At 36.7% G+C, this 24060-nt stretch carries 24 protein-coding genes and 1 pseudogene; 10 read left to right on the forward strand and 15 right to left on the reverse strand.

From position 1 onward, the window contains the following. Position 1 precedes the first annotated feature (1 nt). The 3 genes and pseudogenes from V6R96_RS09245 to V6R96_RS09255 all read left to right on the forward strand — a co-directional run bounded on the left by V6R96_RS09245 (position 2) and on the right by V6R96_RS09255 (position 1904). A complete protein-coding gene (locus tag V6R96_RS09245; protein WP_336379103.1) occupies positions 2-406 on the forward strand; it encodes a hypothetical protein in 405 nt (134 codons plus the stop codon). Between the two features lie 121 nt (positions 407-527). Continuing rightward, positions 528-719: pseudogene (locus V6R96_RS20775) on the forward strand (RHS repeat-associated core domain-containing protein); the annotation flags it as partial. An 855-nt stretch (positions 720-1574) separates the two neighbouring features. Continuing rightward, positions 1575-1904 (forward strand): hypothetical protein, encoded by a 330-nt coding sequence (locus V6R96_RS09255; RefSeq protein WP_336379101.1) that lies wholly within the window; start codon positions 1575-1577, stop codon positions 1902-1904. Between the two features lie 190 nt (positions 1905-2094). Here V6R96_RS09255 and V6R96_RS09260 read toward each other — a convergent pair whose 3' ends face one another. The 4 genes from V6R96_RS09260 to V6R96_RS09275 form a co-directional block, all read right to left on the reverse strand. Beyond that, a complete protein-coding gene (locus tag V6R96_RS09260; protein ID WP_336379100.1) occupies positions 2095-2301 on the reverse strand; it encodes a hypothetical protein in 207 nt (68 codons plus the stop codon). Beyond that, positions 2298-2642 carry a helix-turn-helix transcriptional regulator gene (locus V6R96_RS09265; RefSeq protein ID WP_336379099.1) on the reverse strand — a complete coding sequence of 115 codons (345 nt, stop codon included), beginning with the start codon at positions 2640-2642 and terminating at the stop codon, positions 2298-2300. Before V6R96_RS09265 ends, V6R96_RS09260 begins: the two co-directional genes overlap by 4 nt. 171 nt (positions 2643-2813) lie before the next feature. Next, positions 2814-3368, reverse strand: coding sequence for a crossover junction endodeoxyribonuclease RuvC (ruvC, locus tag V6R96_RS09270; RefSeq protein ID WP_040997663.1), 555 nt, complete (start codon positions 3366-3368; stop codon positions 2814-2816). A 60-nt stretch (positions 3369-3428) separates the two neighbouring features. Beyond that, positions 3429-3950, reverse strand: coding sequence for a 2'-5' RNA ligase family protein (locus V6R96_RS09275; RefSeq protein WP_336379098.1), 522 nt, complete (start codon positions 3948-3950; stop codon positions 3429-3431). A gap of 82 nt (positions 3951-4032) precedes the next feature. Here V6R96_RS09275 and V6R96_RS09280 point away from each other — a divergent pair, with 82 nt between their 5' ends. Both V6R96_RS09280 and V6R96_RS09285 read left to right on the forward strand, forming a co-directional pair. Beyond that, positions 4033-4356 (forward strand): PadR family transcriptional regulator, encoded by a 324-nt coding sequence (locus V6R96_RS09280; protein WP_034746505.1) that lies wholly within the window; start codon positions 4033-4035, stop codon positions 4354-4356. Next, positions 4353-5078 carry a hypothetical protein gene (locus V6R96_RS09285; protein WP_336379097.1) on the forward strand — a complete coding sequence of 242 codons (726 nt, stop codon included), beginning with the start codon at positions 4353-4355 and terminating at the stop codon, positions 5076-5078. Before V6R96_RS09280 ends, V6R96_RS09285 begins: the two co-directional genes overlap by 4 nt. A gap of 81 nt (positions 5079-5159) precedes the next feature. Here V6R96_RS09285 and V6R96_RS09290 read toward each other — a convergent pair whose 3' ends face one another. Continuing rightward, a complete protein-coding gene (locus V6R96_RS09290; RefSeq protein ID WP_336379096.1) occupies positions 5160-6137 on the reverse strand; it encodes a serine hydrolase domain-containing protein in 978 nt (325 codons plus the stop codon). A gap of 289 nt (positions 6138-6426) precedes the next feature. On the opposite strand from V6R96_RS09290, the gene V6R96_RS09295 reads away from it, so the two are divergent. After that, positions 6427-7836, forward strand: a complete 1410-nt coding sequence (locus tag V6R96_RS09295) for a pyridoxal-dependent decarboxylase (RefSeq protein WP_336379095.1) — start codon at positions 6427-6429, stop codon at positions 7834-7836. Between the two features lie 83 nt (positions 7837-7919). On the opposite strand, the gene V6R96_RS09300 is transcribed toward V6R96_RS09295, so the two are convergent. The 3 genes from V6R96_RS09300 to V6R96_RS09310 all read right to left on the reverse strand — a co-directional run bounded on the left by V6R96_RS09300 (position 7920) and on the right by V6R96_RS09310 (position 12874). After that, entirely contained in the window at positions 7920-8630 is a 711-nt protein-coding gene (locus V6R96_RS09300) for a diphthine--ammonia ligase (RefSeq protein WP_111955656.1), read from the reverse strand. Between the two features lie 16 nt (positions 8631-8646). Next, the gene (locus tag V6R96_RS09305; RefSeq protein WP_336379094.1) at positions 8647-9417 is read right to left on the reverse strand and encodes a hypothetical protein; all 771 of its coding nucleotides are present in this window, start codon (positions 9415-9417) and stop codon (positions 8647-8649) included. A 109-nt stretch (positions 9418-9526) separates the two neighbouring features. Continuing rightward, positions 9527-12874: a methylmalonyl-CoA mutase family protein gene (locus tag V6R96_RS09310; RefSeq protein ID WP_111955610.1), complete on the reverse strand. Its 3348-nt coding sequence runs from the start codon at positions 12872-12874 to the stop codon at positions 9527-9529. Positions 12875-13061: 187 nt separating this feature from the next. On the opposite strand from V6R96_RS09310, the gene V6R96_RS09315 reads away from it, so the two are divergent. Next, positions 13062-13394 (forward strand): hypothetical protein, encoded by a 333-nt coding sequence (locus V6R96_RS09315; RefSeq protein WP_111955608.1) that lies wholly within the window; start codon positions 13062-13064, stop codon positions 13392-13394. Here the strand turns inward: V6R96_RS09315 and V6R96_RS09320 are convergent. Then, positions 13391-14503 (reverse strand): DUF3667 domain-containing protein, encoded by a 1113-nt coding sequence (locus tag V6R96_RS09320; protein WP_336379093.1) that lies wholly within the window; start codon positions 14501-14503, stop codon positions 13391-13393. The two genes, V6R96_RS09315 and V6R96_RS09320, sit on opposite strands and share 4 nt — an antisense overlap. Positions 14504-14848: 345 nt before the next feature. Here V6R96_RS09320 and rplM point away from each other — a divergent pair, with 345 nt between their 5' ends. The 3 genes from rplM to rpsB all read left to right on the forward strand — a co-directional run bounded on the left by rplM (position 14849) and on the right by rpsB (position 16642). Continuing rightward, the gene (gene rplM, locus V6R96_RS09325; RefSeq protein ID WP_034706094.1) at positions 14849-15304 is read left to right on the forward strand and encodes a 50S ribosomal protein L13; all 456 of its coding nucleotides are present in this window, start codon (positions 14849-14851) and stop codon (positions 15302-15304) included. A gap of 6 nt (positions 15305-15310) precedes the next feature. Further along, positions 15311-15697 (forward strand): 30S ribosomal protein S9, encoded by a 387-nt coding sequence (gene rpsI / locus V6R96_RS09330; protein WP_045501218.1) that lies wholly within the window; start codon positions 15311-15313, stop codon positions 15695-15697. 183 nt (positions 15698-15880) lie between these two features. Further along, complete coding sequence (rpsB, locus tag V6R96_RS09335) at positions 15881-16642, forward strand: 30S ribosomal protein S2 (RefSeq protein WP_111955604.1); 762 nt, start codon at positions 15881-15883, stop codon at positions 16640-16642. 110 nt (positions 16643-16752) lie between these two features. On the opposite strand, the gene V6R96_RS09340 is transcribed toward rpsB, so the two are convergent. From V6R96_RS09340 to V6R96_RS09365, 6 genes are all read right to left on the reverse strand, one after another. Then, entirely contained in the window at positions 16753-17190 is a 438-nt protein-coding gene (locus V6R96_RS09340; protein ID WP_111955602.1) for a DUF6759 domain-containing protein, read from the reverse strand. 5 nt (positions 17191-17195) lie between these two features. Next, complete coding sequence (locus V6R96_RS09345; RefSeq protein ID WP_336379092.1) at positions 17196-17894, reverse strand: DUF6759 domain-containing protein; 699 nt, start codon at positions 17892-17894, stop codon at positions 17196-17198. A 20-nt stretch (positions 17895-17914) separates the two neighbouring features. Further along, positions 17915-18592, reverse strand: a complete 678-nt coding sequence (gene trmB / locus V6R96_RS09350) for a tRNA (guanosine(46)-N7)-methyltransferase TrmB (protein WP_111955600.1) — start codon at positions 18590-18592, stop codon at positions 17915-17917. A gap of 97 nt (positions 18593-18689) precedes the next feature. Next, on the reverse strand, positions 18690-19463 hold the full coding sequence (locus V6R96_RS09355; protein ID WP_111955598.1) for a DUF6759 domain-containing protein: 774 nt from the start codon (positions 19461-19463) through the stop codon (positions 18690-18692). Positions 19464-19659: 196 nt separating this feature from the next. Beyond that, on the reverse strand, positions 19660-20448 hold the full coding sequence (locus tag V6R96_RS09360) for a hypothetical protein (protein WP_336379091.1): 789 nt from the start codon (positions 20446-20448) through the stop codon (positions 19660-19662). Between the two features lie 161 nt (positions 20449-20609). Then, complete coding sequence (locus tag V6R96_RS09365) at positions 20610-24002, reverse strand: T9SS type B sorting domain-containing protein (RefSeq protein ID WP_336379090.1); 3393 nt, start codon at positions 24000-24002, stop codon at positions 20610-20612. Positions 24003-24060 lie beyond the last annotated feature (58 nt).

Consider the following 24060-nt stretch of genomic DNA (forward strand, 5'->3'; position numbering starts at 1 on the left):
TATGAAAAAAAGTATAAGTTTAATTTTATTACCTTTTTTATTTTCGTGCCAAAATATTAGTAATGAAGATATATATGGAAAATATTCACCCATATCATACAAGAATACATATGACACTCTGACAATTAACAAGGATGGGATTTATAACAGAGTGATTTACAATATAAAAGGGAAGAAATTATTGAATTACAATTCGAAATACAAATTAGAAGGTAACACAATAGAGTTTAATGATTTTTATTTAAATTTTGATAAAGATTTAATTGCCTTTCCAGAAGATGTGAATGATACTGATATGACCTATACTACTTTTTTTGAAAAAAAAAATAAGAATATTGTACTTTGCTTTGGTTACCATGATGGGGAGAATTGTTATAAAAAGATTATAGAACAAAAAAAACACTGAGCAAAGACCCCGCTAGTACGAGCGTCTCGTTCGTTCTCAGATAATAAACAAATAAACCCGTAGCTCCGCACGATTGCATCGTGTGGTAGATAATAAGTACATCGTATTTTATGAGGTTACTTATAATTATAAGTACAATGGTAAGGAGTTGCAAGAGACGGGGATGTATGATTATGGAGCTAGGATGTATATGCCAGATCTGGGAAGATGGGGTGTAATAGATCCGTTGGCTGAAAAGATGAGAAGATATAGTCCTTATAACTATGCATTTAGCAATCCTATTAACTTTATTGATCCTGATGGTAGAGAAGGAACAGGATGGATTAAATCAGTTGTTGATGGGCAAACATCTTGGACTTATGACAAAGATGTTCATTCGTTACAAGATGCAAAAGATAAAAAATATACTGGTGTTACAGAATATCAAGATGCTTTGACAATAACAGGGACAAGTAATGGACAACAAAATTATCAATATACTTTAGATGCTTCAGGTGTGGCAACCGATTCTAGTGGAAAGGTAATGACCGAATCCTTCACTACTGGAGCAGGAACTCAAATTGGAGTTAATCCAGATAGTCAAATGTTAGCAATAATTAGTCAGCTACCATTAGCCGGATTTGGAGGAATGGGAGCTGAATTTAGGTATAGTTGTATAGTTGGTCAAGGGTGGTCTGGTGCATTAGGTTATGTTTCGGCAGATAATAATAATGGAAGTTCTTTTTATTTTAACATAAATTATGGAGTGGGTTATGATCTAGGACCGTCTTTAAGTATGTATAGCGTTACCCCTGCTGCTGGTCATGATTTTAAAGTTGAAGGCTTCGCAGGAAATGGCATGAGCTATTCGGGAGGAGTCCCTTTTCTAAATGCCTCCTATGGAGGAACGGATTATGATGGGAAGTTTCAATTTAGAGATATGAAACCTAGTAATTTTGGATTAAATAATAATGGGGCTAAAGGATATACAACTTTTGGTATAGGAACAAATCCAATTGGTTTTGGATCATCATACCAATATGGTACAACAAAGCTATTTGGGACTAAACCTTCTAAAAAATAATATAAATGTTAAAGAGTAATAAAGTTCCATTTTTCATTTCTTTAATTGGATTCCTAATTTTATTTATTTATTTATTTATTTATTTATTTTAATTATGAAAAAGGATTGTCTGGCCTTTTTAAATCAGAAACAGATTCTTTTGTATCTGAATTTTCTCCTATTGAAATACAAAAACAAAAATACTTAGGAGAAGTTGCTGATTCCTTAAATCATATGAATGCTTATATGAGTTTTGGTGAGATTTGTTTACCTATGCTTGATCAATGGAAAAACAAAATTGAGTTAGGGGATTATGTTTCTAAAAAAAAGGATAGTTTAACATTATTAATTGAAAGAAATAATAAAAAAAGTTATCTACATTTTGACAGCACTAATTTTAAAGGTGCTCCACCACCATGTAGGTGTAAAGAGTTAAGTAAAAAAAGCCAACTTTAAAGTTGGCTTTTTTTACTTAACTTATAGAATTGCTTTAACGTCGTATCCTACAATTTTAATACTATCATTAATCTTTAGTAAAGTAATTTTTTCTTCCGTATTTTTGATGTTTCTATCTACTTTATACAATAATATATATTGGGATTTAGGATTTGTTCCTTCAGAAATAAATGTTTCCCATTTAATTATTTTAGTTTTTTTTTATATTATCACCACAGTCCTTATCTATTCTGTCAAGCATTTGCTCTAATTGTTTCTTGCTTGTTACTTGAAAAAATCCATCTCCAAATAATTTAAATGCCTCTTCTTTTTTATCCTCTTCTCTATTTTGGTATATTTTATTAAAGTTGCAACTTACAAGAATAAAGGTAATTAGTATCAGAATATATTTTTTCATAGCGCCGCAATATTTTTAAATTTAAGTGCCTGAATAAAACCGTCTACAACAGACAGCAGATGTTTTTTATTTTCAGGATCTAGTTTTTCAATGTCGTTGAAACGGTTCAGCATTGCAGGATCTTTAAAGATGTTTACTCCTTCTGTTTCCCCCAAAAGATAACCAACTGTAGTATCTAAAATCTTAGCAATATTTTTGGCTACTTCAATAGAAGGAATCATCTCATCACGTTCATACTTCCCGATTACAGAGTAAGAAGTATTTAAAAGCCCTGCCACATCCTTTTGGGAAAGGTTTTTAGCTTCCCTGCATTCTCTTAATTTTTTGCCGAAAGTATCCATTGCTTATATCTTTTAAGGTATTAAACCACTGTATTTTACTAATAATAAGCAAATATAAATACTTTATAAGGTAAATAAACAGTATCTCTCCACGAAATAGAAAGTTAAATGACATTATATAATATTATACAAAATATCAAGATAAGGAAATTCAGAAAGTAGCTTATATTTCTACTTCACCCTCCCCGGATTCTGCTTCAAAAAACTATCCCATCCGCTGTAGGATTTTGTATCTGCAATAGTCCCGGAATTAAAATGATGACAAACTGCAACAGCCAGACCATCAGATGCATCCAGGTATTTGGTAGGAAATTCTTTCAGTTTTAAAAGATTTTGAAGCATTCCGGCTACCTGTTCCTTGCTGGCATTTCCGTTTCCGGTGATGGCCATTTTGATCTTTTTGGGAGAATATTCCGTGATGGGAATATTTCTGTATAGGCTTGCGGCCATTGCAACGCCTTGTGCCCGGCCCAGTTTAAGCATACTCTGCACATTTTTACCGTAAAATGGAGCTTCCAGGGCCACTTCATCAGGATGATATTCATCGATCAGAGCTAATGTCTTATCAAAGATATATTTCAGTTTTGTTTCGTGGTTCGGATATTTTTTCAGGATCAGCTCGTGGATGGAAATCATTTCCATTTTACTTTTGGTCACGGAAATAATGCCGAAACCCATAATCGCTGTTCCGGGATCAATCCCTAAAATTATCTTCTCTGAAATCATGGTTCAAAGATAGGGTTTATAAATCTTTTTTACTGAATTGTGATAAAGTTTGATTGAGCCTTATTTTAAATGTTTTTCAGCAATGGGAATCCATCTTCCGTCATGACGGAGAAGTAGAATTTTTTCGACTAAAAATTTAGTTTTATATTCTTTGCTCTTGTAAATCTCCCACGCTTTCAGATAGTTGTCAAAACTAAGGTTTCTGTAACCAACGGTCATGTGAGGCGTAAAAGATTTCTTGCCAAAACTGAAATGCTGTCTTACCCTTTGATGAAGTAAATTTAAATTTTCGTTGGCTTCAGGCTGTACAAAAATGACCGGATTTTTTGGATTAGGGAAACTTCCGAAACCATTCAGTAGTATTTCAAAGGGAGGAATATCCGTATCTATCTTCTGGAAAGCAGTATGAATATCACTTTCCAGTTCAAGTTCTCTTTCAAAAGGTGATAATAAAGTAATATGTGCATCATTGGTTAATGCCTTTGAATTATCATAATTCACAGCAAGATCTTGTTTGAACACCTTTACTTCATCAATGATGCCCTGTGGAGGATAAATAGCGATGAAATACATTTTTTTCATACCGCAAAATAGATATTTTTCAGAAAAAACTTAATGCATAAGAAAATTATGCATAGATTTACAAGGTATAAAAACAAGGTTTTTGAAAAAGAATAGTCTTTACAAAGGAACACTCCAGAACATTATTCTAAAACTGCTTTCTAAAGAAGTAAAAATGTATGGCTATCAGATTACCCAGCGTGCCAAAGAACTTACGGAAGGGGAGCTTGAGATGACGGAAGGTGCGCTGTATCCGCTGCTGCATAAATTGGAGAATGACGGGATGATCACCTCAGAGATCCAAAAGATCAACGGTAGGGACCGTAAATATTACCTCCTGACAGAAAAGGGAAAGAAACACCAGGCTGTTCAGGAAAACGAAATGAAAAGTTATTTGTTAAACCTCAATACTATTTTTAACATATGATGACCAAAGCACAGGAAAAACAGGTTACAGATTATCTTATTTTTCAGGAACTTCCTCTTGATATTTTAGTGGAAATAAAGGACCATATGATCTCCCAGATTGCAGATGTTCAGCTTCGCAAAAATCTGAATTTTGAAGACGCGTTTCTGAACGTAAAAAAATCATGGGACGGAGAATTTAAAATGGTAAGTTACTTTTTATTTTCTCCTGTAGAGATTCCACTAATTGTAAAAAAGATCATTAAAGAAAAATTTAATATACTCCTGAAAAAGTCTTTTATAATAGGTCTTGCTTTCTTTGGAATTAACCTGCTACTGATTTATTTTTCAAAAGATCAGGAAGAATACACAATATTTTTCAGAGTACTGAATGGACTGTTTTTACTGATAATGGGGACGGTATGGCTATTAAATATTAAAATCTGGAAATATATGAGAACAGATTTTAAATACAAAGGAAAGTGTTTTTACACCTCATACCAGCAGAATACGGGTTTGATGGTAATATGTACGATTTCCATGTTGCAGATTGTTGGAAAAACCGGGCATTATGCTTACCAGTTTTTCAGAATGCAAAATACATCTGAAATAGCCGGGACACTTATTACATTGCTTGTTCCCTTTGTTATGCAGACCTTTGTAATTTTCACCCTGTTCAATTTTTTTGAACATAAAAAGACCCTGAAAAGAATGCAGGATTTTCTTCAGCCTGCGGGCAATTGATATTAGGCAATAGCTATAAGTCCAATAGTAGCTTACAGTACATTAGGCTTAATTTTCTTATCTGAATTCAGGTTAAATAAATTAGTGTTTTGCTTTGAGCTGTAGCAAAGTGTTCTCAAGATGGTCCGTAATCTTTTTAACTTCCACATGAGGTCTGAAAGTTGAACTTTTTCCCTTTTCTTCATCCGCAATATTAGATAAAATAATAACAGAGGTTTTGGTTTGAGGATAATAAATATTCAGCGAAGGGGAGCCCTTCACATAGCCGCTGTGAAAATAACTTTCAGGGCTTCCGATATTGATCATGATGCCGTAGCCATAGCCCATTTTCCCTAAAATGGCATGATGTCTTTCCGAACTTTTAGAAACAAACTGCTTTAAAGTTTCAGCTTTGAGGATTTTTCCGCTATAGATCGCATTATTCCAGATGTGGAGATCTTCTATGGTCGAAAGAATGCCACCCGCCGGAGTTCCTATATCCTTTCCTCCCAATCTTTTTGGCATATTCGGAACGGCTGTAAATTTTGTAGCATTTCCCAAATAAGCACCTGCAAAATTCTTACCCTCAAAGATATTCCCCGTGGAAGAATTTTTCATTCCTGCTTTTTTGAACAGCTCCATGACATTTTCATCATATGATTTTCCTGAAACAACTTCTATAATTTGGCCCAGAGCATTAAAGCCATCATTAGAATAGAAAAAATCCGAACCGCTTTTGAACATCAGCTTTCCTCCGAAAGTATTTAATCCTGAAGTGTGATTTAAAAGCTGGTGAATAGTAATATTTTCATACTCTTTGATTTGAAATGATTTCAGGTATTTGGATGCTTTATCACTAACGTTCAGTTTTCCCTGTTCCATCTGAAGAAGAACAAGGGCCGCAGTGAACTGTTTGCTTACAGATCCAATGGCAAAAACCGTATTGCTGTCGATCTTTACTTTATTCTTGAAATCGGAATAGCCGTTTTCTTTCCTGTACAGTTGCAGAGAATCTTTAAATACGGCAATACTTCCGTTGAAATTATATTTTTTAAATACAGAATCAATCTGCTGCTCCAAAAGTGTTTTTTGAAAAGCTGTAATTGTGGAATCAATAATTACATTTTTGTCAACCGGTTTTTGGAGAGTTTCAGTTTTACATGAAAACAAAAAGCAGAAAAGCAGAAGAAAGGAAACGTTTTTTATCACAGGTGTTTTATATTAAAAGTTACTGACTTTAGGACTGATACATATTTAAATGTAAGAAAATCCTTTGAAGTCTCAAAAAGAAGCAAAATTTGTGCTAAGCCAGGGTAGAATCTTACAAGTATTTAATATTTTTGAATAAATTATTTTACAATATATCATAATGAAAGAATATTTGAAAAGCGATTCAGTGCAAATAGATCATATACTTGAAATCATAAAGCAGCAAGGAACTCAATACTTGAATACCCTGGCAGAAAGGCCCACCTCTGTAAATAATAATCGGGCACCTGAAAACATAAGATTGCCGGAGTCCGGTTTTGGAACTGAAGAGACTTTAAAAATATTCAATGAAAGATTTGAACCCATCATAGTAGGATCATCAGGGCCGCGGTACCTTGGGTTTGTAACCGGAGGCACTACTCCAGCTTCCATTGCGGGAGATTGGCTGGCAACAGTCTACGATCAGAATACTCAAACTACAACAGGCCAGGGAGATATCTCGGGCAATGTAGAAATGGAAACCATAAAGATGCTGCTGGATCTACTTAGCCTGCCGCAAAGTTTTCTGGGAGGTTTTGTAACCGGAGCCACAATGTCTAATTTTACATGTCTGGCTGTCGCAAGGCAATGGCTGGGAAAAGAGCAGGGAAGGGATATTGCTAAAGAAGGAATGTCAGGAACTGTTAAAATACTGACAGCTACACCCCATTCATCATCCATAAAATCGCTGTCACTTTTAGGGATAGGAAGCAATAATATTATAAAGATAAAAACTGCTGCAGAAGATCGCGAAGCGATTAACATACAGGATCTTGAAGATCATATCATACAGCTTAATGGAGAACCGTTCATCTTAATTTCCAGTGGAGGAACCGTGAATACGGTTGATTTTGATAATTTTACAGAGATCAGAAAGCTGAAAGGAAAATATAAATTTTGGTGGCATATAGATGCAGCATTCGGAGGTTTTGCAGCCTGTTCAAATGCTTATAAACATCTTGTTGACGGCTGGGAATACGCAGACAGTATTACAGTAGACTGTCATAAATGGTTAAACGTTCCCTATGAAAGTGCGGTATTTTTTGTAAAAGAACAATACAAAATTTTACAGATGGAAACCTTTCAGAATTCCAATGCTCCTTATCTGGGAGACCCGTTGGAGAATTTTAATTATTTGAATTTTCTTCCTGAGAATTCAAGAAGATTAAAAGCGCTTCCTGCATGGTTTTCTATCATGGCATATGGCAGAGAAGGATATCAGGATATTGTAGAAAGCAATATAACGCTGTCTAAACAACTTGCCCAACTGATTGAAGACAGTAAGGATTTCAAATTATTGGCTCCCGTAAGGCTAAATACAGTATGTTTTACTTTAAAAGAGGAAGCAAAACAGGATCAGGTCAACAGATTTCTGGAAGCACTGAATGACACCGGAAAAGTCTTCATGACTCCAACTTTTTATAATAAGCATAAAGGAATCAGAGCTGCTTTTGTTAACTGGCAAACCACCGAAAAGGATGTCGAGCTGATATTTAATGTGATGAAAAACATAATAGCAACGCTAGAGTAAAGTAATAAAACTTGTTTATCATTGCGTTAATTTTTAATCTCTGAATTCAGATTAAATTAAAAACCCTAGTAACTAATAGAATCTTATTTCAAAATAAGATCGCAGAACCAGAAAACATACTCACCGTCTTCATCTTCAGGATTTACTTGAGGTTTAGGGTAGGTTTTCTTTACTGTTTCTCCTATTTCAAACTGAACAGGATGTTTAAAGATAGGCCCATCAAAAGTAAATGTGTGGAATTCCCCGTTTTCTCCACATGGATCAACATTTTCAGGAAGATCATTGATGAAATCCTGGTCAATGATTCTTCCTGCAAAACTTTTGTCCAGATAAGTTTCATTCACACAGGTCACAATCGTTTTGAAGCCAAGATTAAGAAATTCGTGGATGAGGTCGGTTGTATCCTGCTTCCAAAGTGGAAATATAGCTTCCATTCCTATGGAATTCAGCTGGTCTTCACGGTATTTCCGGAGGTCTTCCAGGAAAATATCCCCAAAAACAGACTGCGTAATGCCCATAGCTTGAATGTCTGACATCGTTTTACCCATAATCTCACGGTATTCTTCCATGGATGGTTCCTTGGGGAGCTCCATTTTAATCAAAGGCAGTCCTATATTTTCAGCCTGCTTTTCTAAAAGTGAGACATGAACACCATGCATGGAAATCCTCTGAAACTCTTTATTGATACTGGTAAGCAGAGTTGTAACTTCAGTCTGATTTTCCTGTTGGATTTTATAAAATGCAAGGGCAGAATCTTTTCCACTACTCCAGTTGAATACGGCTTTTGGTTTCATTAATTCATTCTGCGTTTTATTTTGCTGCATCATTCATTTCCGCTTCAAATTGTGCCAATCCGGCTTTTGTGCTTCCTTTATCAGTTGCTGTTTGCCATTCTTTTTTTGCTTTGGTTTTGTCACCCAGACTATAATAATAGCTTCCTAAAACCGTATGGCCTTCAACCTCGCCCATGCTGATTATTTTTTGTCCTAACTTGATGATTTCAGGATTCTGTTTAGGCTTTTTCAGTTTGTTTTTTAAAACGGCTTCCATTCCGCCGACATCGTTCATGATCATCAATCCAAATTTCTCCATGCATGCCTTTGCAAGACCTCTGGTACATAAATCGTCAATGGTTTTTGTATAATTTGTCATTGCGTTTTCATCAAATAATTTGTCAAGATCATTGGATTTGGCTCTTGTTTTACGGTAATATTCATAAAGAAGCTGTGCATTTTTCTTAGCCAGGGCATCATCTTTTCTGTTGTTTTCGGCAAGGCTGTCTTTCTTTAGTTCCCACTTGGTGCCCTTAACCCAGGTTGAATTACCGGTCAAGCGGTTTTTAGACATTTTAAAAATAAAAATATCCTTATCCGGAAAAACAACCACGGAGTCATTTTTCACAAAATAATCTCCTTTTCCATATCCTGCAATATCAACCTTTCCGTTACCATCAAAAGCAAAATATGGGTATAACGTTTCTTTAGAATTGGTCATAAAATAACCCTGGAGGTTGTTATCAGCTTCTTGAGCATTGAAGAGTCCGGAGGAAATAATTCCAATCAGGAATAAAATATATTTCATTAGTTAAAATGTTGCTGTTGTGTAAAAATACAAAAAACCTCAAAGAAATCTCCTTGAGGTTTAATTTATAAGTTGAATATTGCTCAACAATGTTTAAAATTGTCTGGGTTTACATATTTCTTCTGTATTTACCACCCACTTCAAATAAAGCATTGGTAATCTGTCCAAGAGAACAGTATTTAACAGCATCCATCATCACGGCAAATAAGTTTTGCTGGTTGATGGCTGCATATTGTAATTGTTTTAAAGCTTCTGCAGATCTGTCTTCATTAGATTTCTGGAAATTATGTAAAGTTTCGATCTGAACCTGCTTTTCTTCCTCAGTAGAACGGATAACTTCCCCCGGACGTACTGTTGGTGAACCATCTTTTCCAAGGAACGTATTCACTCCGATAATCGGATATTCTCCTGTGTGTTTCAACCATTCATAATGCATCGATTCTTCCTGAATTTTTGAACGCTGGTACATGGTTTCCATGGCGCCAAGCACACCGCCTCTTTCCGTAATTCTGTCGAATTCTGCGTAAACTGCTTCTTCCACAAGATCCGTAAGCTCTTCAATAATAAATGATCCTTGAAGAGGGTTTTCATTCTTAGCTAACCCTAATTCTTTATTAATAATTAACTGGATCGCCATCGCTCTTCTTACAGACTGCTCAGTCGGCGTTGTAATAGCCTCGTCGTAAGCATTGGTGTGAAGAGAATTACAGTTATCATAGATTGCGTAAAGTGCCTGCAGCGTCGTTCTGATATCATTGAAATCAATTTCCTGCGCATGCAGCGAACGTCCTGAAGTCTGGATGTGGTATTTCAGCATCTGGCTTCTTTCGTCTGCTCCGTATTTCAGCTTCATAGCTTTTGCCCATATTCTTCTTGCTACACGGCCGATCACTGAATATTCAGGGTCGATACCGTTAGAGAAAAAGAATGACAAATTCGGGGCAAAATCATTGATATCCATTCCTCTTGACAAATAATATTCCACGTACGTGAAACCATTTGCCAAAGTAAATGCCAGCTGAGAAACCGGGTTCGCGCCCGCTTCTGCAATGTGATATCCTGAAATAGAAACGGAGTAGAAGTTCCTAACTTTTTCCGTGATAAAATATTCCTGAACGTCACCCATCAAACGAAGGGCAAATTCAGTAGAGAAAATACAGGTATTCTGAGCCTGGTCTTCTTTTAAAATATCAGCCTGAACCGTTCCACGAACTGTCGCAATGGTTTTAGCCTTAATTTCGGCATAAGCTTCAGCAGGAATCACTTCATCTCCTGTAATTCCTAATAATTTTAATCCTAAACCATTGTTGGAAGGAGGAAGTTCACCGTTGTATTTTGGTCTTTCTAAGCCTCTATCATCAAATTTTGCTTTTAGAGCTTTTTCAACATTCGCCTCAAGATTATGTTCGGCAATATATTTTTCAACATTCTGATCGATGGCTGCATTCATAAAGAAAGCCAGCAGCATTGGAGCAGGACCGTTGATGGTCATAGAAACCGAAGTCATCGCATTTACCAGATCAAATCCGGAATACAATTTTTTTGCATCATCTAATGTTGCGATAGAAACTCCCGCATTTCCGATTTTACCATAAATATCTGGTGGTAAAGCTGGATCTTGTCCGTATAAAGTTACAGAGTCAAACGCTGTAGATAGACGTTTTGCATCCATTTCCGCAGAAACATAATGGAATCTTCTGTTGGTTCTTTCAGGACCTCCTTCTCCTGCAAACATTCTTGTCGGATCTTCTCCTGTTCTTTTGAAAGGATAAATTCCTGCAGTGTACGGGAATCCTCCGGGAAGATTTTCCTGACCCTTCCATTTGATCAGATCACCCCAGTCTGTGTATTTTGGTAAAGCAATCTTTGGAATTCTTAAGTGGGATAAAGATTCCGTTGAAGTTTCCACTTTAATTTCCTTTCCTCTTACAAAATAAGAATAAAACTCTTCGTGAAAAGCTTTTTTCGTATCATCCCAGGTTTTTAAGAAGTCGATATTTTCCTGCTGAAGATCTTTTTCTGCTTTTTGATATTCAGCGTCCAGGGTCTCATTCGAAAGGAAGCTTTTTACCCCTTCAATATGATACATTTTTCTGGCTAATTCAGCCTGCTTTTCAACATTGGCGTCATATTGTCTGTTGTTTTCAACGATTTCAGATAAATAACGAACTCTTTTTGGAGGAATGATGGTTACTTCGTCTGTAATTTCCTGCTCAACAAAACCTTGTAAGTTTAAACCGGAGAATTTATCATTTACTTTTGCAACTAATCTATTGTATAGTTCAGTTGTTCCATGATCATTGAACTGAGATGCTTTTGTTGCATAAACAGGCATATCATCCAACTGCTGTTCCCATAACAGATGGTTTCTCTGAAACTGTTTTCTAACGGCTTGGAGGGCATCAAGAGCCCCACGTTTATCAGATTTATTTAATGCCACTAAATCAGCATAATCTAGCATGTCAATCTTCTCCAACTGCGTAGAAGCTCCGTATTCAGGAGTCATGACGTACATTGAAACATCCGCAAAATCAGACACTTCAGAACCGGACTGTCCGATACCTGATGTTTCCAGAATGATAACATCAGGATGAGCCAGTTTCAAAACATTCAGTGCAGAATGAATGAACGGTGAAACGGAAACATTGTTTTCTCTTGTGGCCATCGAACGCATATAAACTCTAGGATCATTGATCGCATTCATACGGATTCTGTCTCCCAAAAGAGCACCTCCTGTTTTCTTTTTAGAAGGGTCAATGGAAATGATGGCGATTTTTTTATCAGGATTTGAACGGATAAAACGTCTTACCAGTTCATCTGTTAATGAAGATTTTCCCGCTCCACCAGTACCTGTGATACCAATGATAGGAATATTTAGATCTTTTGATTTTTCGTCAATTGCTTTTACCAGTTCAGGTTTTTCTTCTGAGAAGTTTTCGACGGCGGAAATAACTTTAGCGATGCTTGTGGAATTTTCAAAACTGATTGAATCCAGATCACCAGCGGTTATATCTTTTCCTGTTGCGAAATCCGATCTTTTAACCAAATCATCGATCATGCCCTGCAGGCCAAGTTCACGGCCGTCATCCGGAGAATAAATCCTGTCGATTCCGTAAGACATGATATCCTCAATTTCTTCCGGCAGAATTACACCGCCGCCACCGCCAAAAATTTTGATCTGCGGAGAGTTTTTTTCTCTTAAAAGGTCGTAGATATATTTGAAATATTCATTGTGGCCGCCTTGGTATGAGGTTAATGCAATAGCATTGGCATCTTCCTGGATCGCTGTGTTAACAACTTCCTCAGCTGATTTGTCGTGTCCCAGGTGGATCACTTCACATCCTGTTCCCTGGATCACGCGGCGCATGATATTGATCGCAGCATCGTGTCCGTCAAATAATGACGCCGCTGTTACGATTCTCACTTTGTTGGTTGGAGTATATTTTTGGGTTTCCATAAAAAAATCTAGAAAATTTCTGAATTTTCAAATATAATAATAAAATAAGAACCTTTTGGTTTTGTTTAATGGTTTGATTTTAAGAGAGTTGTTTGTAGGTGGCGGGTTGTTATTTTCCCAACTTAACAATCATTCGCTTAATAATGACAAGTAAATTCTTTATTTTTGCACCATTAATATATAGAGTATGAAAAAGGCTTTGATGTACTTTGCTTTAGGAACTGTTCTTAGTTTCCTGATCAATTATTTTTTTTACAGTTCTGATAATGTAGGTCTTGATATATATTATGCCCTGTCTTTTGGGATAGCATGGGGAATTGCTTATTATCTGGATACGCCCAATTTTACATTGCCGCAAAAATTAGGTATTTCCTTTGTTGCAATGGGCATTTTGGTGCTCATCGGAACATTCATATTCAACCTGGAGCTTGCGATTCCGTCTATCCTGAAGTTTTCCACGGTTTTTGTAGCCTATTATCTTATTGCTAGTTTTAGGGCAAACAAGTCCCTGCGTAGTTAATGCATTAATAAAAAGCTAACGATTCCCAAGCCCATTAATAAGAATGTAAATAAAACGGTGTTGATAAAGAATAGAATAGCACCTACTAAAATAGTCAGGGCAGGGTGCGTGCGGTAGGTCTTATAATGAGCTACAAAAAAATAACATCCTGCATAAACAGTAGCTCCTGTAGTCAGCAACCATTTCATAATAATGGCAAAGCTGCTTGTTTCATCAAAATAGCTAAACACCTTATTCAGTACAAAAAGAAGAAGGGTCAGCAATAATAAAAAGGAAAAATAATGGAGAGTAAAAACACCATGGTCAAAATACCACCACTTTTTTTTACTGTGAAATATCCATAGCAGAAAAGCAAACAGAGGAAGGTATATGAAAAGAGCTTTTGGTAAATTGTGAACCGAACTCTTAATAAAAAGATTGATAATCTCACTAGGAGAATGGCCTTTTTCTTCCAATTCAAAGATTTTAGCTACGAAAGGGCGAAAAGTCTGATATTTGTGTCCGTTCTTTTGATCTTTCTTATCAAAATCCTTCATAGACTGCAGTCCTAAAGATTTTGTAATGCTCTTATTCTCTTTAAATATATTTTCAACATCTACATCATCTTGAGCTGTATTTTTAACTTGGCTGGAATCTAATGCACGAGTCAGCATTCCGCCGGTAAGGGAATCCGCCTTTAGTGCTTCCGGAGACTGTAAAGCCTCATTTACAGCTTTATTTTTAGCGGCTTCTTTTTGAATCTCTTTATTGATTTCTTTTGCCTGGTGGGAATTTTCCTTTCCGAAATTTAAATCTGTTATCTGAAATGAAATAAGGAGAAATGTTATAAAACTGATAAAGATGTAAAGCTTCACCGGCGGGACAAACTGCTGTCTTTTTCCTTCGAGATACACCTTTGTAAGTCTTCCAGGCTTAAAAAGCAGATTTTTCATAGTTCCCCAAAACTGGCCGTCATAATGTGTGAAGTCTTCAAAAAAGTGAGTGAACAGATAGTAAAAAGGATGGCGGCTTTCTATATTTTGCTGTCCGCAGTGCGGGCAGAATTTTTCTTCAACCTGGTGCCCGCAGTTCAGGCAGGTTTTATCTTCTCTTATTTTTCCGTGGCTCATGGATAGTTTGGGACTATGATTTGGACACAAATATAAATATTTCGTCACATAAAATAATCACATTAATAAGCTTTAAAGGAAATCTTTAAAGTAAAGTTAATAAAGTCCGAGTTTAATATTCAAACTCTTTGTGTTCTTATGTGTGTTTTTAGAATTTTGAAATGTTTTTAATTAATCATCATTTTACAAGTCATATATCAAGTCAATGGTTGATAATCAATTAAAAGGAATTGAAATCCAGAGATAGTACAGATTAAATAAAATATGTTTTTGGGTTACGAAAATAATTTGTACCTTTGCACACCCTTTTAGGGGAAAATTATGTTTAATCTTTAACTAAAACGTGTGAATACATTAAGTTACAAAACTGTTTCAGCGAACAAAGCTACTGCTAATAAAGAATGGGTTGTGGTAGACGCTGAAGGACAGCCGTTAGGAAGACTAGCTTCTACGGTTGCAAAGATTTTGAGAGGTAAGCACAAAACGAACTTTACACCTCACGTAGATTGTGGTGATAACGTGATCGTTTTGAATGCTGGGAAAATTACGCTTTCCGGAAATAAGTGGGCTGATAAGACTTACATCTGGCATACAGGTTACCCTGGTGGACAGAAGTCTATGACTGCGGCTGAACTTCAGAAGAAAGATTCTTTAAAAGTATTGGAAAAATCTGTAAAAGGTATGTTGCCAAAGAACAGATTAGGATCTGCTTTATTGAAGAACCTTTATCTATATGAAGGAACTGAGCACAAACATGAAGCTCAACAGCCTAAAACAATTAATGTTAACGAATTTAAATAATTAATTATGTCTATAGTTCACAAAATCGGAAGAAGAAAAACTTCTGTAGCAAGAGTTTATGTAAGACCAGGTTCTGGTGTTATTACAGTAAACGGTAAAGATGCTGCAACTTATTTCTCTACAGACGTGATGGTTTACAAGTTGAACCAGCCGTTTATCCTTTCTGAAACTGTTGGTCAGTATGACGTTACCGTAAATGTTTTCGGTGGTGGTAATACAGGTCAGGCAGAAGCTATCAGATTAGGTATTTCAAGAGCTTTATGTGAAATCAATGCTGAATTCAGATTAGCTTTGAAGCCAGCTGGTTTACTTACAAGAGACGCAAGAATGGTGGAAAGAAAGAAGCCAGGTCAGAAAAAAGCAAGAAAGAGATTCCAATTCTCAAAACGTTAATTTTCAGACTTCAGATTCAAGATTTCAAATTTCAGAATATATTCGGTTTGTGGTCTTGTATCTAATATCTATTTATCAAAACAAAAAAATTGCCCGTTACGTTTAGCATCCAAACACTTCTCCCATCTAAAGAAGTTGTTGATTGTTTAAAAGACGGAAAGTAAACTAACAAAAACAGAAAACATGGCAAAAGCAAATGTAAAAGACCTTTTAGAGGCTGGCGTACACTTCGGTCACATGACCAGAAAGTGGAATCCAAATATGGCTCCATACATTTTTATGGAGAAAAACGGTATTCACATTGTAGACTTACATAAAACAGCAGTTAAATTAGATGAAGCTTGTAGTGCTTTAGAAAAATTAACTTCTGCAGGTAAAAAAGTTCTTTTCGTAGCTACTAAGAAGCAAGCGAAAGAAGTGGTTGCAAAACACGCTTCTGAACTTAATATGCCTTATATTACAGAAAGATGGCCTGGAGGTATGCTAACGAACTTCGTTACAATCAGAAAGGCTGTAAAGAAGATGAACCATATCGACAAAATGAAAAAAGACGGTACGTTCGAAACTTTATCTAAAAAAGAAAGATTACAGGTTGACAGACAAAGAGCTAACCTAGAGAAAAACTTAGGTTCTATCTCTGACATGGTTCGTCTTCCTTCTGCAATCTTCGTTGTAGATATCATGAGAGAACACATCGCTGTAACTGAAGCTAAGAAATTAGGTATTCCAGTTTTCGGTATTGTTGATACAAACTCTGATCCTAGAAAAGTAGACTTCGTTATCCCAGGAAACGATGATGCTTCTAAATCTATCGATATGATCCTGAACATTGTTTCTGATTCTATCAAAGAAGGACAGTCTCAAAGAAAAGCTGATAAAGAAAAATCTAAAGAAGAAGGAGAAAAAGTATCTGCTGAAACAGATACTGATTTCGATGCTGAATAATTAAAGATTTTCTTTAATATAGGAAAAACGCTGGATTTCTATCCAGCGTTTTTTGTGTTTTCATATCCTGATATATAAGATAACCCCTCTCAACTTGAGAGGGGTTTATTTTAATTGCTGATCTTTATAGCATAAGATGTGGTAATATACTTTGTAGAATCATAAGAGGAGTTACAGAGCATTCCGGAGAGTCTGTAGTTCCGGTTTTTAGGCACCATTGTATAACCCACTTTACCGGAGCCTATCGGGATCTTTTTAAGGAAGCCGGTGCTGCTCACAGTAAGGACCATATTGCAGGGAGATTTATTTTCCACCGAAATAGAAGTTCTGGGATTGCTGGGAGAATCCTCATTAAGAAGGTCTGTTAAAACATCTGCTGTTTCAGGTTTATAGGTCTTAATAAGCTCTGCATATTCTCTTTCCGTACTCATCACAGTACTTCCCGGACTTGAAGGAGTTCTTATAGGATAGCTGGGATAACTGCTGTAGCTGGCACTGCAGCTTATAAGGATAAGTGAAATTCCGGAGAAAGTGGCAAGCTTTTTCATTCAGTTTATTTTTTTGATCTTTTCTTTTTTGAAGGTTTCACAGGTACAGTTTCCTTTTGATCTTTTGCTGCATCTTTATTGGCATCAGGCCTGGGTGTACCGGGATTTTCAATCACTACAAATATACTTTTTTTTATGTCTTTCTGAGAGGAGTATTTTACATCACAGACATTACTGTTCAGGGTATAAGAACCCTTATTGAGAATGATAAAATTCTCACCATGTGCAGGAACTGCCAGGTTGTAGAAATTTTTTCCTTCAATTCTCAGGATGATATTGCAGTCCGAATTATTTCTAAATAGAAGCACAGCCTCTTTACTGGTAATATCTTCATCAAACATAGCATTCAGAAGTTTTACCGTTTTATCTTTATGCTGATCAGAAGTTTCGGCGATGAGCCTTTTAAACTCTTCCGCATCATTAGAGTTGGAGTTTCTCAAAAATCTGTTCGGAATATCAGTCATTACCGGCCTGGCTTCCATTGGCTTTGCGGTTTTAGCCCCTTTTGTCCAGTTGGAATTCTTTAAGGCAATAAGTTTAGGTTTTAGCACATATCTTTTAGGGTCATCAGGGTGTGCATTCTTAAGGTAGTCTTCAATTTCCTTTGTATTTGTGCTTTTTAGGATATCCTTGTGTTTTTTCTGCGCCGAAGCGAAACCCGAAACCAGGAAAAAGAAGAGGAGGGTCGTTAAAATTTTTTTCATCAATTTGTTGTGTTATTCCATTAGCTTATCCGGAATTTTATATAAGTTATTGTTTTTCCTTTAGCAGAGAAAAGCTCTTCATAGTAGGTTTTTATATCTCTGAGATGTTCCGTATTCGGATCGTACTCAGGAGCGCCATAAATGTCGTGGTGGGCTGTAATGATTTCATAACCGGCACCCTGCAAATAGCCTAATGTATAGCCATGCAGAAATTCTGAATCCGTTTTCAGATGGATGATTCCACCTGGCTTCAGGAATTTTTTGTATCGTTCTAAAAAGTCAGGATGAGTAAGCCTGTGCTTTGTACGTTTGTATTTGATCTGAGGATCAGGGAACGTGATCCATATTTCGTCAACCTCATTTTCTGCAAAAAAATGATCTACAAGCTCAATTTGTGTTCTGAGAAATGCCACATTATTCATTCCGCTATCCACAGCTTCCTTGGCTCCGAACCAGAATCTGGCTCCTTTAATATCTATTCCGATGAAGTTTTTTTCAGGGAATGTTTTAGCAAGCCCTACAGAATATTCTCCTTTTCCGCAACCCAACTCAAGTACGATTGGATTTTCGTTCTTAAAGAAATCCTTTCTCCAGTTGCCTTTAAGCGGAAAACCATTGAGTGCATCCTCTCTTGTAGGTTGGATAACATTTGGTAAAATCTTGTTTTCAGCGAATCTTGCTAATTTATTTTTGCCCATCGAGTCATTTATAAAATCCTGCAAAAATAGCAATTTTTACATAGATTACCTTGCCTTTTAGACATAAAAGGCAGGTCTCGACAGATTTTAGGAATGCTTACTGAGTTGGAGAACTTCCCAATGTAACCATTATAGCTTTTTCGATTGTTTTTTGAGAAGCATACTGAGCGCCACAAACGAGACTTGTGAAAAGATACTGGCCCTTATCTATAACAATCGTACTGTCATCATGGGCAGGAACGGCAAGCCTGTATTTGGTAGTTCCAACACCTTCCATTCTCACAATGATATTACAGTCAGAATTGTTTTTGATCAGAACTATACTTGTTTTGCTGTTTGGATCGTTGTCGAACAGGGAATTTAATATTTTGACCGTTTTATTTTTGTGCTCCACCGGATTTACAGCCATCAGTAGATTAAACTCCTCAGCTTCGGCATTCGGAACAGCGACATTGGCGGATGTATTAACGACAAAAGCATTTTGAGTGGTACTTGGCGTATACACCACCGTAGATTGTTTGGCAGCAAGTTCTGCTTTATATTTGGCGATCTGTTTCTGTTTGATAATGGCGTTCATTTCATCAAAACTGATCTTTGTAGACGGTCTTCTTTTCAGCAAAGCAAGCATTTCCTGCATGTCTTTTACTTTTTGGTCTGCAGGATGAGCATCTTTAATGTATTGCGTCATCATTTCCATCACTCTGGGTTTCAATACAGACCGGCGGGGATCATCGGGGTGGGCATCTCTGAGAAAAGCATTGATCTCATAGATGTTTTTACTTTTTAAAATATTCGTGTAGTCTTTCCCTCTTTTTTGGGCAGATAAGTTAAAAAACAGAACAGAAACAAATAGTAAAAGTAATTTTTTCATTAACAAATATTAAGTTAAAAGCTGATGTTCTTTCTTAATTTGTGTTTTTGGGTCATTAGTTTATTACAATAACGAAATACAATTGTTTTTATTTTAGATACGTCATTGTGAGATAAAATTAAACATATTTTTAAATAAAAAAAGAAATGTATACTATAAATTATTAAATAGTATACATTTCCTAAAATATAAAAGTTTATTTAATGACTTCCTGAAGATTTGAAGTCTTAAGCCTTTTCTGATAGATCGGGAGGTACTTTTCGATAGGAATTTTTATCGCCTCAAAATTACCGGACAGGACATACGCTTCAATATTTTCTGAAGTATAAACAAACTGAAGGAAATTATCAATAAGGTTGTCAGGGATTTTGAACTTGGCAAAATAATCTTTACCGAGATAATTCTTAATTTGAGCCACAGAATTATTCATTCTTTCATAGGCCATATAACGTTGTTTTTTCTTTCTGTCTCCCGAAAGGATATCATAGATGCTTTCCAGGCTGAAAGTAAGTCCGCCGTCTCTTAATCCCGCAACCGGAAGTTCAGGAGAGGTTCCGTCACCCTTAGGTTCAGGCAGTCCAATCACTTTTTTGATAGCCAGTCCTTTATCTTCTTTTCTTATAGAATTTACGTCATACCTAAGATTTCCCGTAGGCTTGAACCTGCTCAATACAATTTCCTGTATCTCGTAATAAGCAATTTTCAATTCAATTAAATTTTTCTGCTGAATCATCTGGGGAGTAAGCTTTACATCTTTTCGTTCTGTAACGATAGAAGTAAAACGGATCACATCTCCGGGAACGGCAGGTATATTATAAGTACCGTTATAATCAGTAAGTACCGTTTTCTGGGTATTCAGATTGGTTACGTAAACCTGGTTAAGATACAAGATCGAGTTGTCTCTTAAAAATACCTCTCCGGAATATGTCTGTGCATTGATTTTTGCCAGAAAAACCAGCATCAATAGGGTAATTAGCTTCTTCATATAATTAGGGCAAAATTACGTAGAAATACGGCAATTTATACCTATTAAGATAGTGATTACAGGTTAAAGTTATATTAAACTTTAATACTTAACTGTTAATGAATGTTATAAATAATCATAAATAAAAACGATATCATGAAATTTGAACTAAAATCATTTCGTTATTTACGTTTTACCAGTAGCCAGCTTGTATATTTTATAGGAATAGAGGTGCCAAATTCTGTCCAGGATATGAAATACCAGTAGGTAGCGGTTGGTACAGGCCTTCCGCCCATGGTTCCGTCCCAGGTATATCGGTTGCTTGGGCTTCCTCTGAAGATTTCTGCCCCATAGCGGTCAAATATTCTGAATTCCAGGTTCGTATTACTCATTAAAGCGGAATAGTCTATCACATCATTGTGTCCGTCACTGTTAGGAGTAATGGTATTGATGAGATTGATGATGGCAAATGCTTTTTCTACTTCACCACACAGCTTAGAGTCTCTTACAAAGACCTTGTGGGCTCCTCTTGGCACATTGTTGAACACATTTGAGCTCTGCCAGCTTACTCCGTCCAGAGAATATTCATATGGAGGTACACCGCCGCTTACACCCACCGTTACTGTAGATCCGTTGATTTCAAGAGAGGTAATAACCGGGAGAGGTGATTCTATAACATTAACATATTGCTTGTAAACACAACCATTGAATGTAAGCTCCACCCAGTAGTTCCCCACAGGAACATTGGAAATAGAAGGAGAAGTGGCTCCCGTACTCCAGAGGTATTTTTCAAACCCGGGACCTGCATCTAATGTAGTGGTAGCTTTAAGACAGATGATCTTGTCTTTTAAAATATCAGATTTCTTAGGGGCTTTAACGGTGATTTTAATAGAACCAACCTCAGGACAGACCCCATTTTTTTCAAATCTGATATAAAAGGTCTGGGTACCTGTACTATTAACGGTTGCTGATATAGGATTAGTGTCATTCTGGGCATCAGCTAAACTTCCATGGAAAGTATAAGTTACATTTGGGTCTGCTGTAAACTGTGGAATAAACTGTGCAAGATCAATCGCCTTTATTCCGTCAAGATCATCATCACAAATGCTTGTTACGGCTGTATGTGTTAATAAAGGAATACGGGCTCCTATGCTGAACTGTAAAGGTTTCACAACAACAGCACAGCCATCAGGAGATTCAACCCTGATGTAAATGGTTGTTGTGGCTGTATAGCTCCAGTTATTAGGAAGGGTATTGTTGTTTCCTGCATTGGCATCAGCAAGAGATGCGTAATATCTTACGTTGGTAAAGTAACTGGGATTATTCAGTACAATGCCTGTTATACTGGATAAAGTAACGGTGACGGTTCCGTCCATATTGTCATCACAGAAAATACCGTTATAATTGTTCGGTACAATAGCTACGTTATATAAAGAAAGGGTGATTTGGGCAATACTTTTACAGCCCAGATTATTTTTTACGACAGCATATACAATGGTGCCGTCTGGTGCGGTATAGGCATTCGTCGAGGTGATAAGGGCTCCCGGGTTTTCTGTCTGCGCATCAGCTAAGGTAGGGTAATAGGTAATAGTTACCGGTGAGTTATTGGTTACATTGGCAGAAGTAAGGTTAAAAGTTCCCTGACCATTAATATTACAGGCATGTAATGTAGCATTTGTTACGATAAGAGCCAGAACATTAACGGTGACGGTTACTGTTTCACAGTCCGTAAAAACAGGATCATCTCCGCAGAAAGTATAGGTGAAAGTATCTGTCCCCGTACTTCCTGGAGTATTAACAGTATAAGTAATGATTCCGGTTACAGGATCGATTACAGCTGTTCCCAGTGTAGGAGCATTCACAATGGCTACCGTAGAAGGGACGGGAGTTTGTGCAGAGCTGCTGAATGTAGGGGTTATCGTTTTTGTGCTGCAGACATTATAGGTGGTGGCAGTCAATTTGGTGCAATTAAGTACTTTAAACTGTTCTGTCACCAAAGGTGCACATTTCCCCATCGTCACAGAACAGGTGTAATATCCGGACTGTGTGGGGCTAATGGATGATCCTGTGGCTCCGGGAATAAGAGTTCCGTTTACATACCACTGATAAGTATCGTAAATAACAGGATCTACCGTAAGTACAATGCCGGGAGCACAGCCTCCTCCTGAGCTTAAAATAACGGGCTGTGTAGGAAAGCCTGCAAAAAAACCTCCATATCCTACAGCATTACTCCCTGCATTAATTCCCGCGGTGATTGCCTTGTCGGAAACTATAGTGATTGTGCCGGTAACATTAGGAATACCGTATGTAACCCAGTTGGCGGTGCCTGTCATATTAAATGGACCTGTTGTTGCCGGTGGAATAGCGCCGTTTACCGTGACATTGGCTCCTTTTTCTGTAATAAGATTCAGCTTTGTTGGAATATTAAGGATTCCTGAAGGGTTGGCGGTTGAATGAACAAAATTCTCATCAATAAAACCTAATTCATTAATCTGTTTGGGAAGATAGCAGTTCAGTGCCGGAATAAAATTGAATCCGCCGGTTGCTACTTCACTTCCTGAAACGGAATCTCCGGCAAGAATCTGATAGACATAAGCATTTTTGGATGTTTTAAGGTAAAGGTTATAATGGACGCCTGCCTGTAGTTTAAACTTTGAATCAGGAATAATAAAATATTGTCCTGCATTTATAGTAGTAAGGGGAGGAATTTCATCATTGACAAAGATCTGTGTATTATTCTCAGTAGCAATAACAATAGCTCCTTCCATATGGGACCCAATTCTGCCGTTTCCCTTTACCAAAGCAAACTCAGTTCCAAGCCTTTCGACAGGAACAGCCTGATCCATTAAAATATCAGAGCTTGAAGGGTAGTTTCCTGCATATTGACCGTTGAAATTTCCGTTGGTAATATTGACTGGTTTATTGGCAGTGATCTTAGCTCCAATGAAACCGTCAGTGTTTATTGTACCCACCCCGTCTATAATGTATGACTGTCCTTTATTAAGAGTAAAAGTCATTGTAGGGTTTGTGGTTCCGGTAGTACCGTTCGAGAACTGTACGGTTGGCTTATATCCACTGACTGTAACTATTGTATTGTCCTCTGTTGCAAGGACGCTGGCCATAAAGTTTAAGATATAATTACTGACTGTAATAGGAGCATTTGCCACGTAAAAATTTTTTCCTGTAGAAGGTATTCCTTTAGAAGTAATAATTTCAGCATGGTTGAATACAGAAAACCTGAGATTAGCATAAAAAGGAAATTCTGCTTTTAGATATAGTCCTTTCGTTGTAGGAGTAAACAGATCTGCCTGAAGGGTAGTGATAATATATTTCCTTAATACATCAAATTTCTGGGGATTATTTTTACTGATGGTTACCGTACCGATAAGTACATTGTTATTATAAATGTTTACCGGGAAAGGAGTTGTTCTGTTTGTCGATAAGTATAATTTCTGATATGGATTAGAACTTATGCTTCTATCCATCATGGGTGCAAACCAATGTTCCCTGTCCAACTGTGCGAAGGAAAAGGCGAAAAAACAAAATATAAACAAAAAAGATAAATTTTTTTTCATTCAGCAGAGGGAGTTTAACACAAATTTAATAATAAAATGGATTTATACGTCGAAAAAG

It is taken from the genome of Chryseobacterium sp. CCNWLW53, assembly GCF_037083525.1.
GTDB classification, from domain to species: Bacteria; Bacteroidota; Bacteroidia; order Flavobacteriales; family Weeksellaceae; genus Chryseobacterium; species Chryseobacterium lathyri.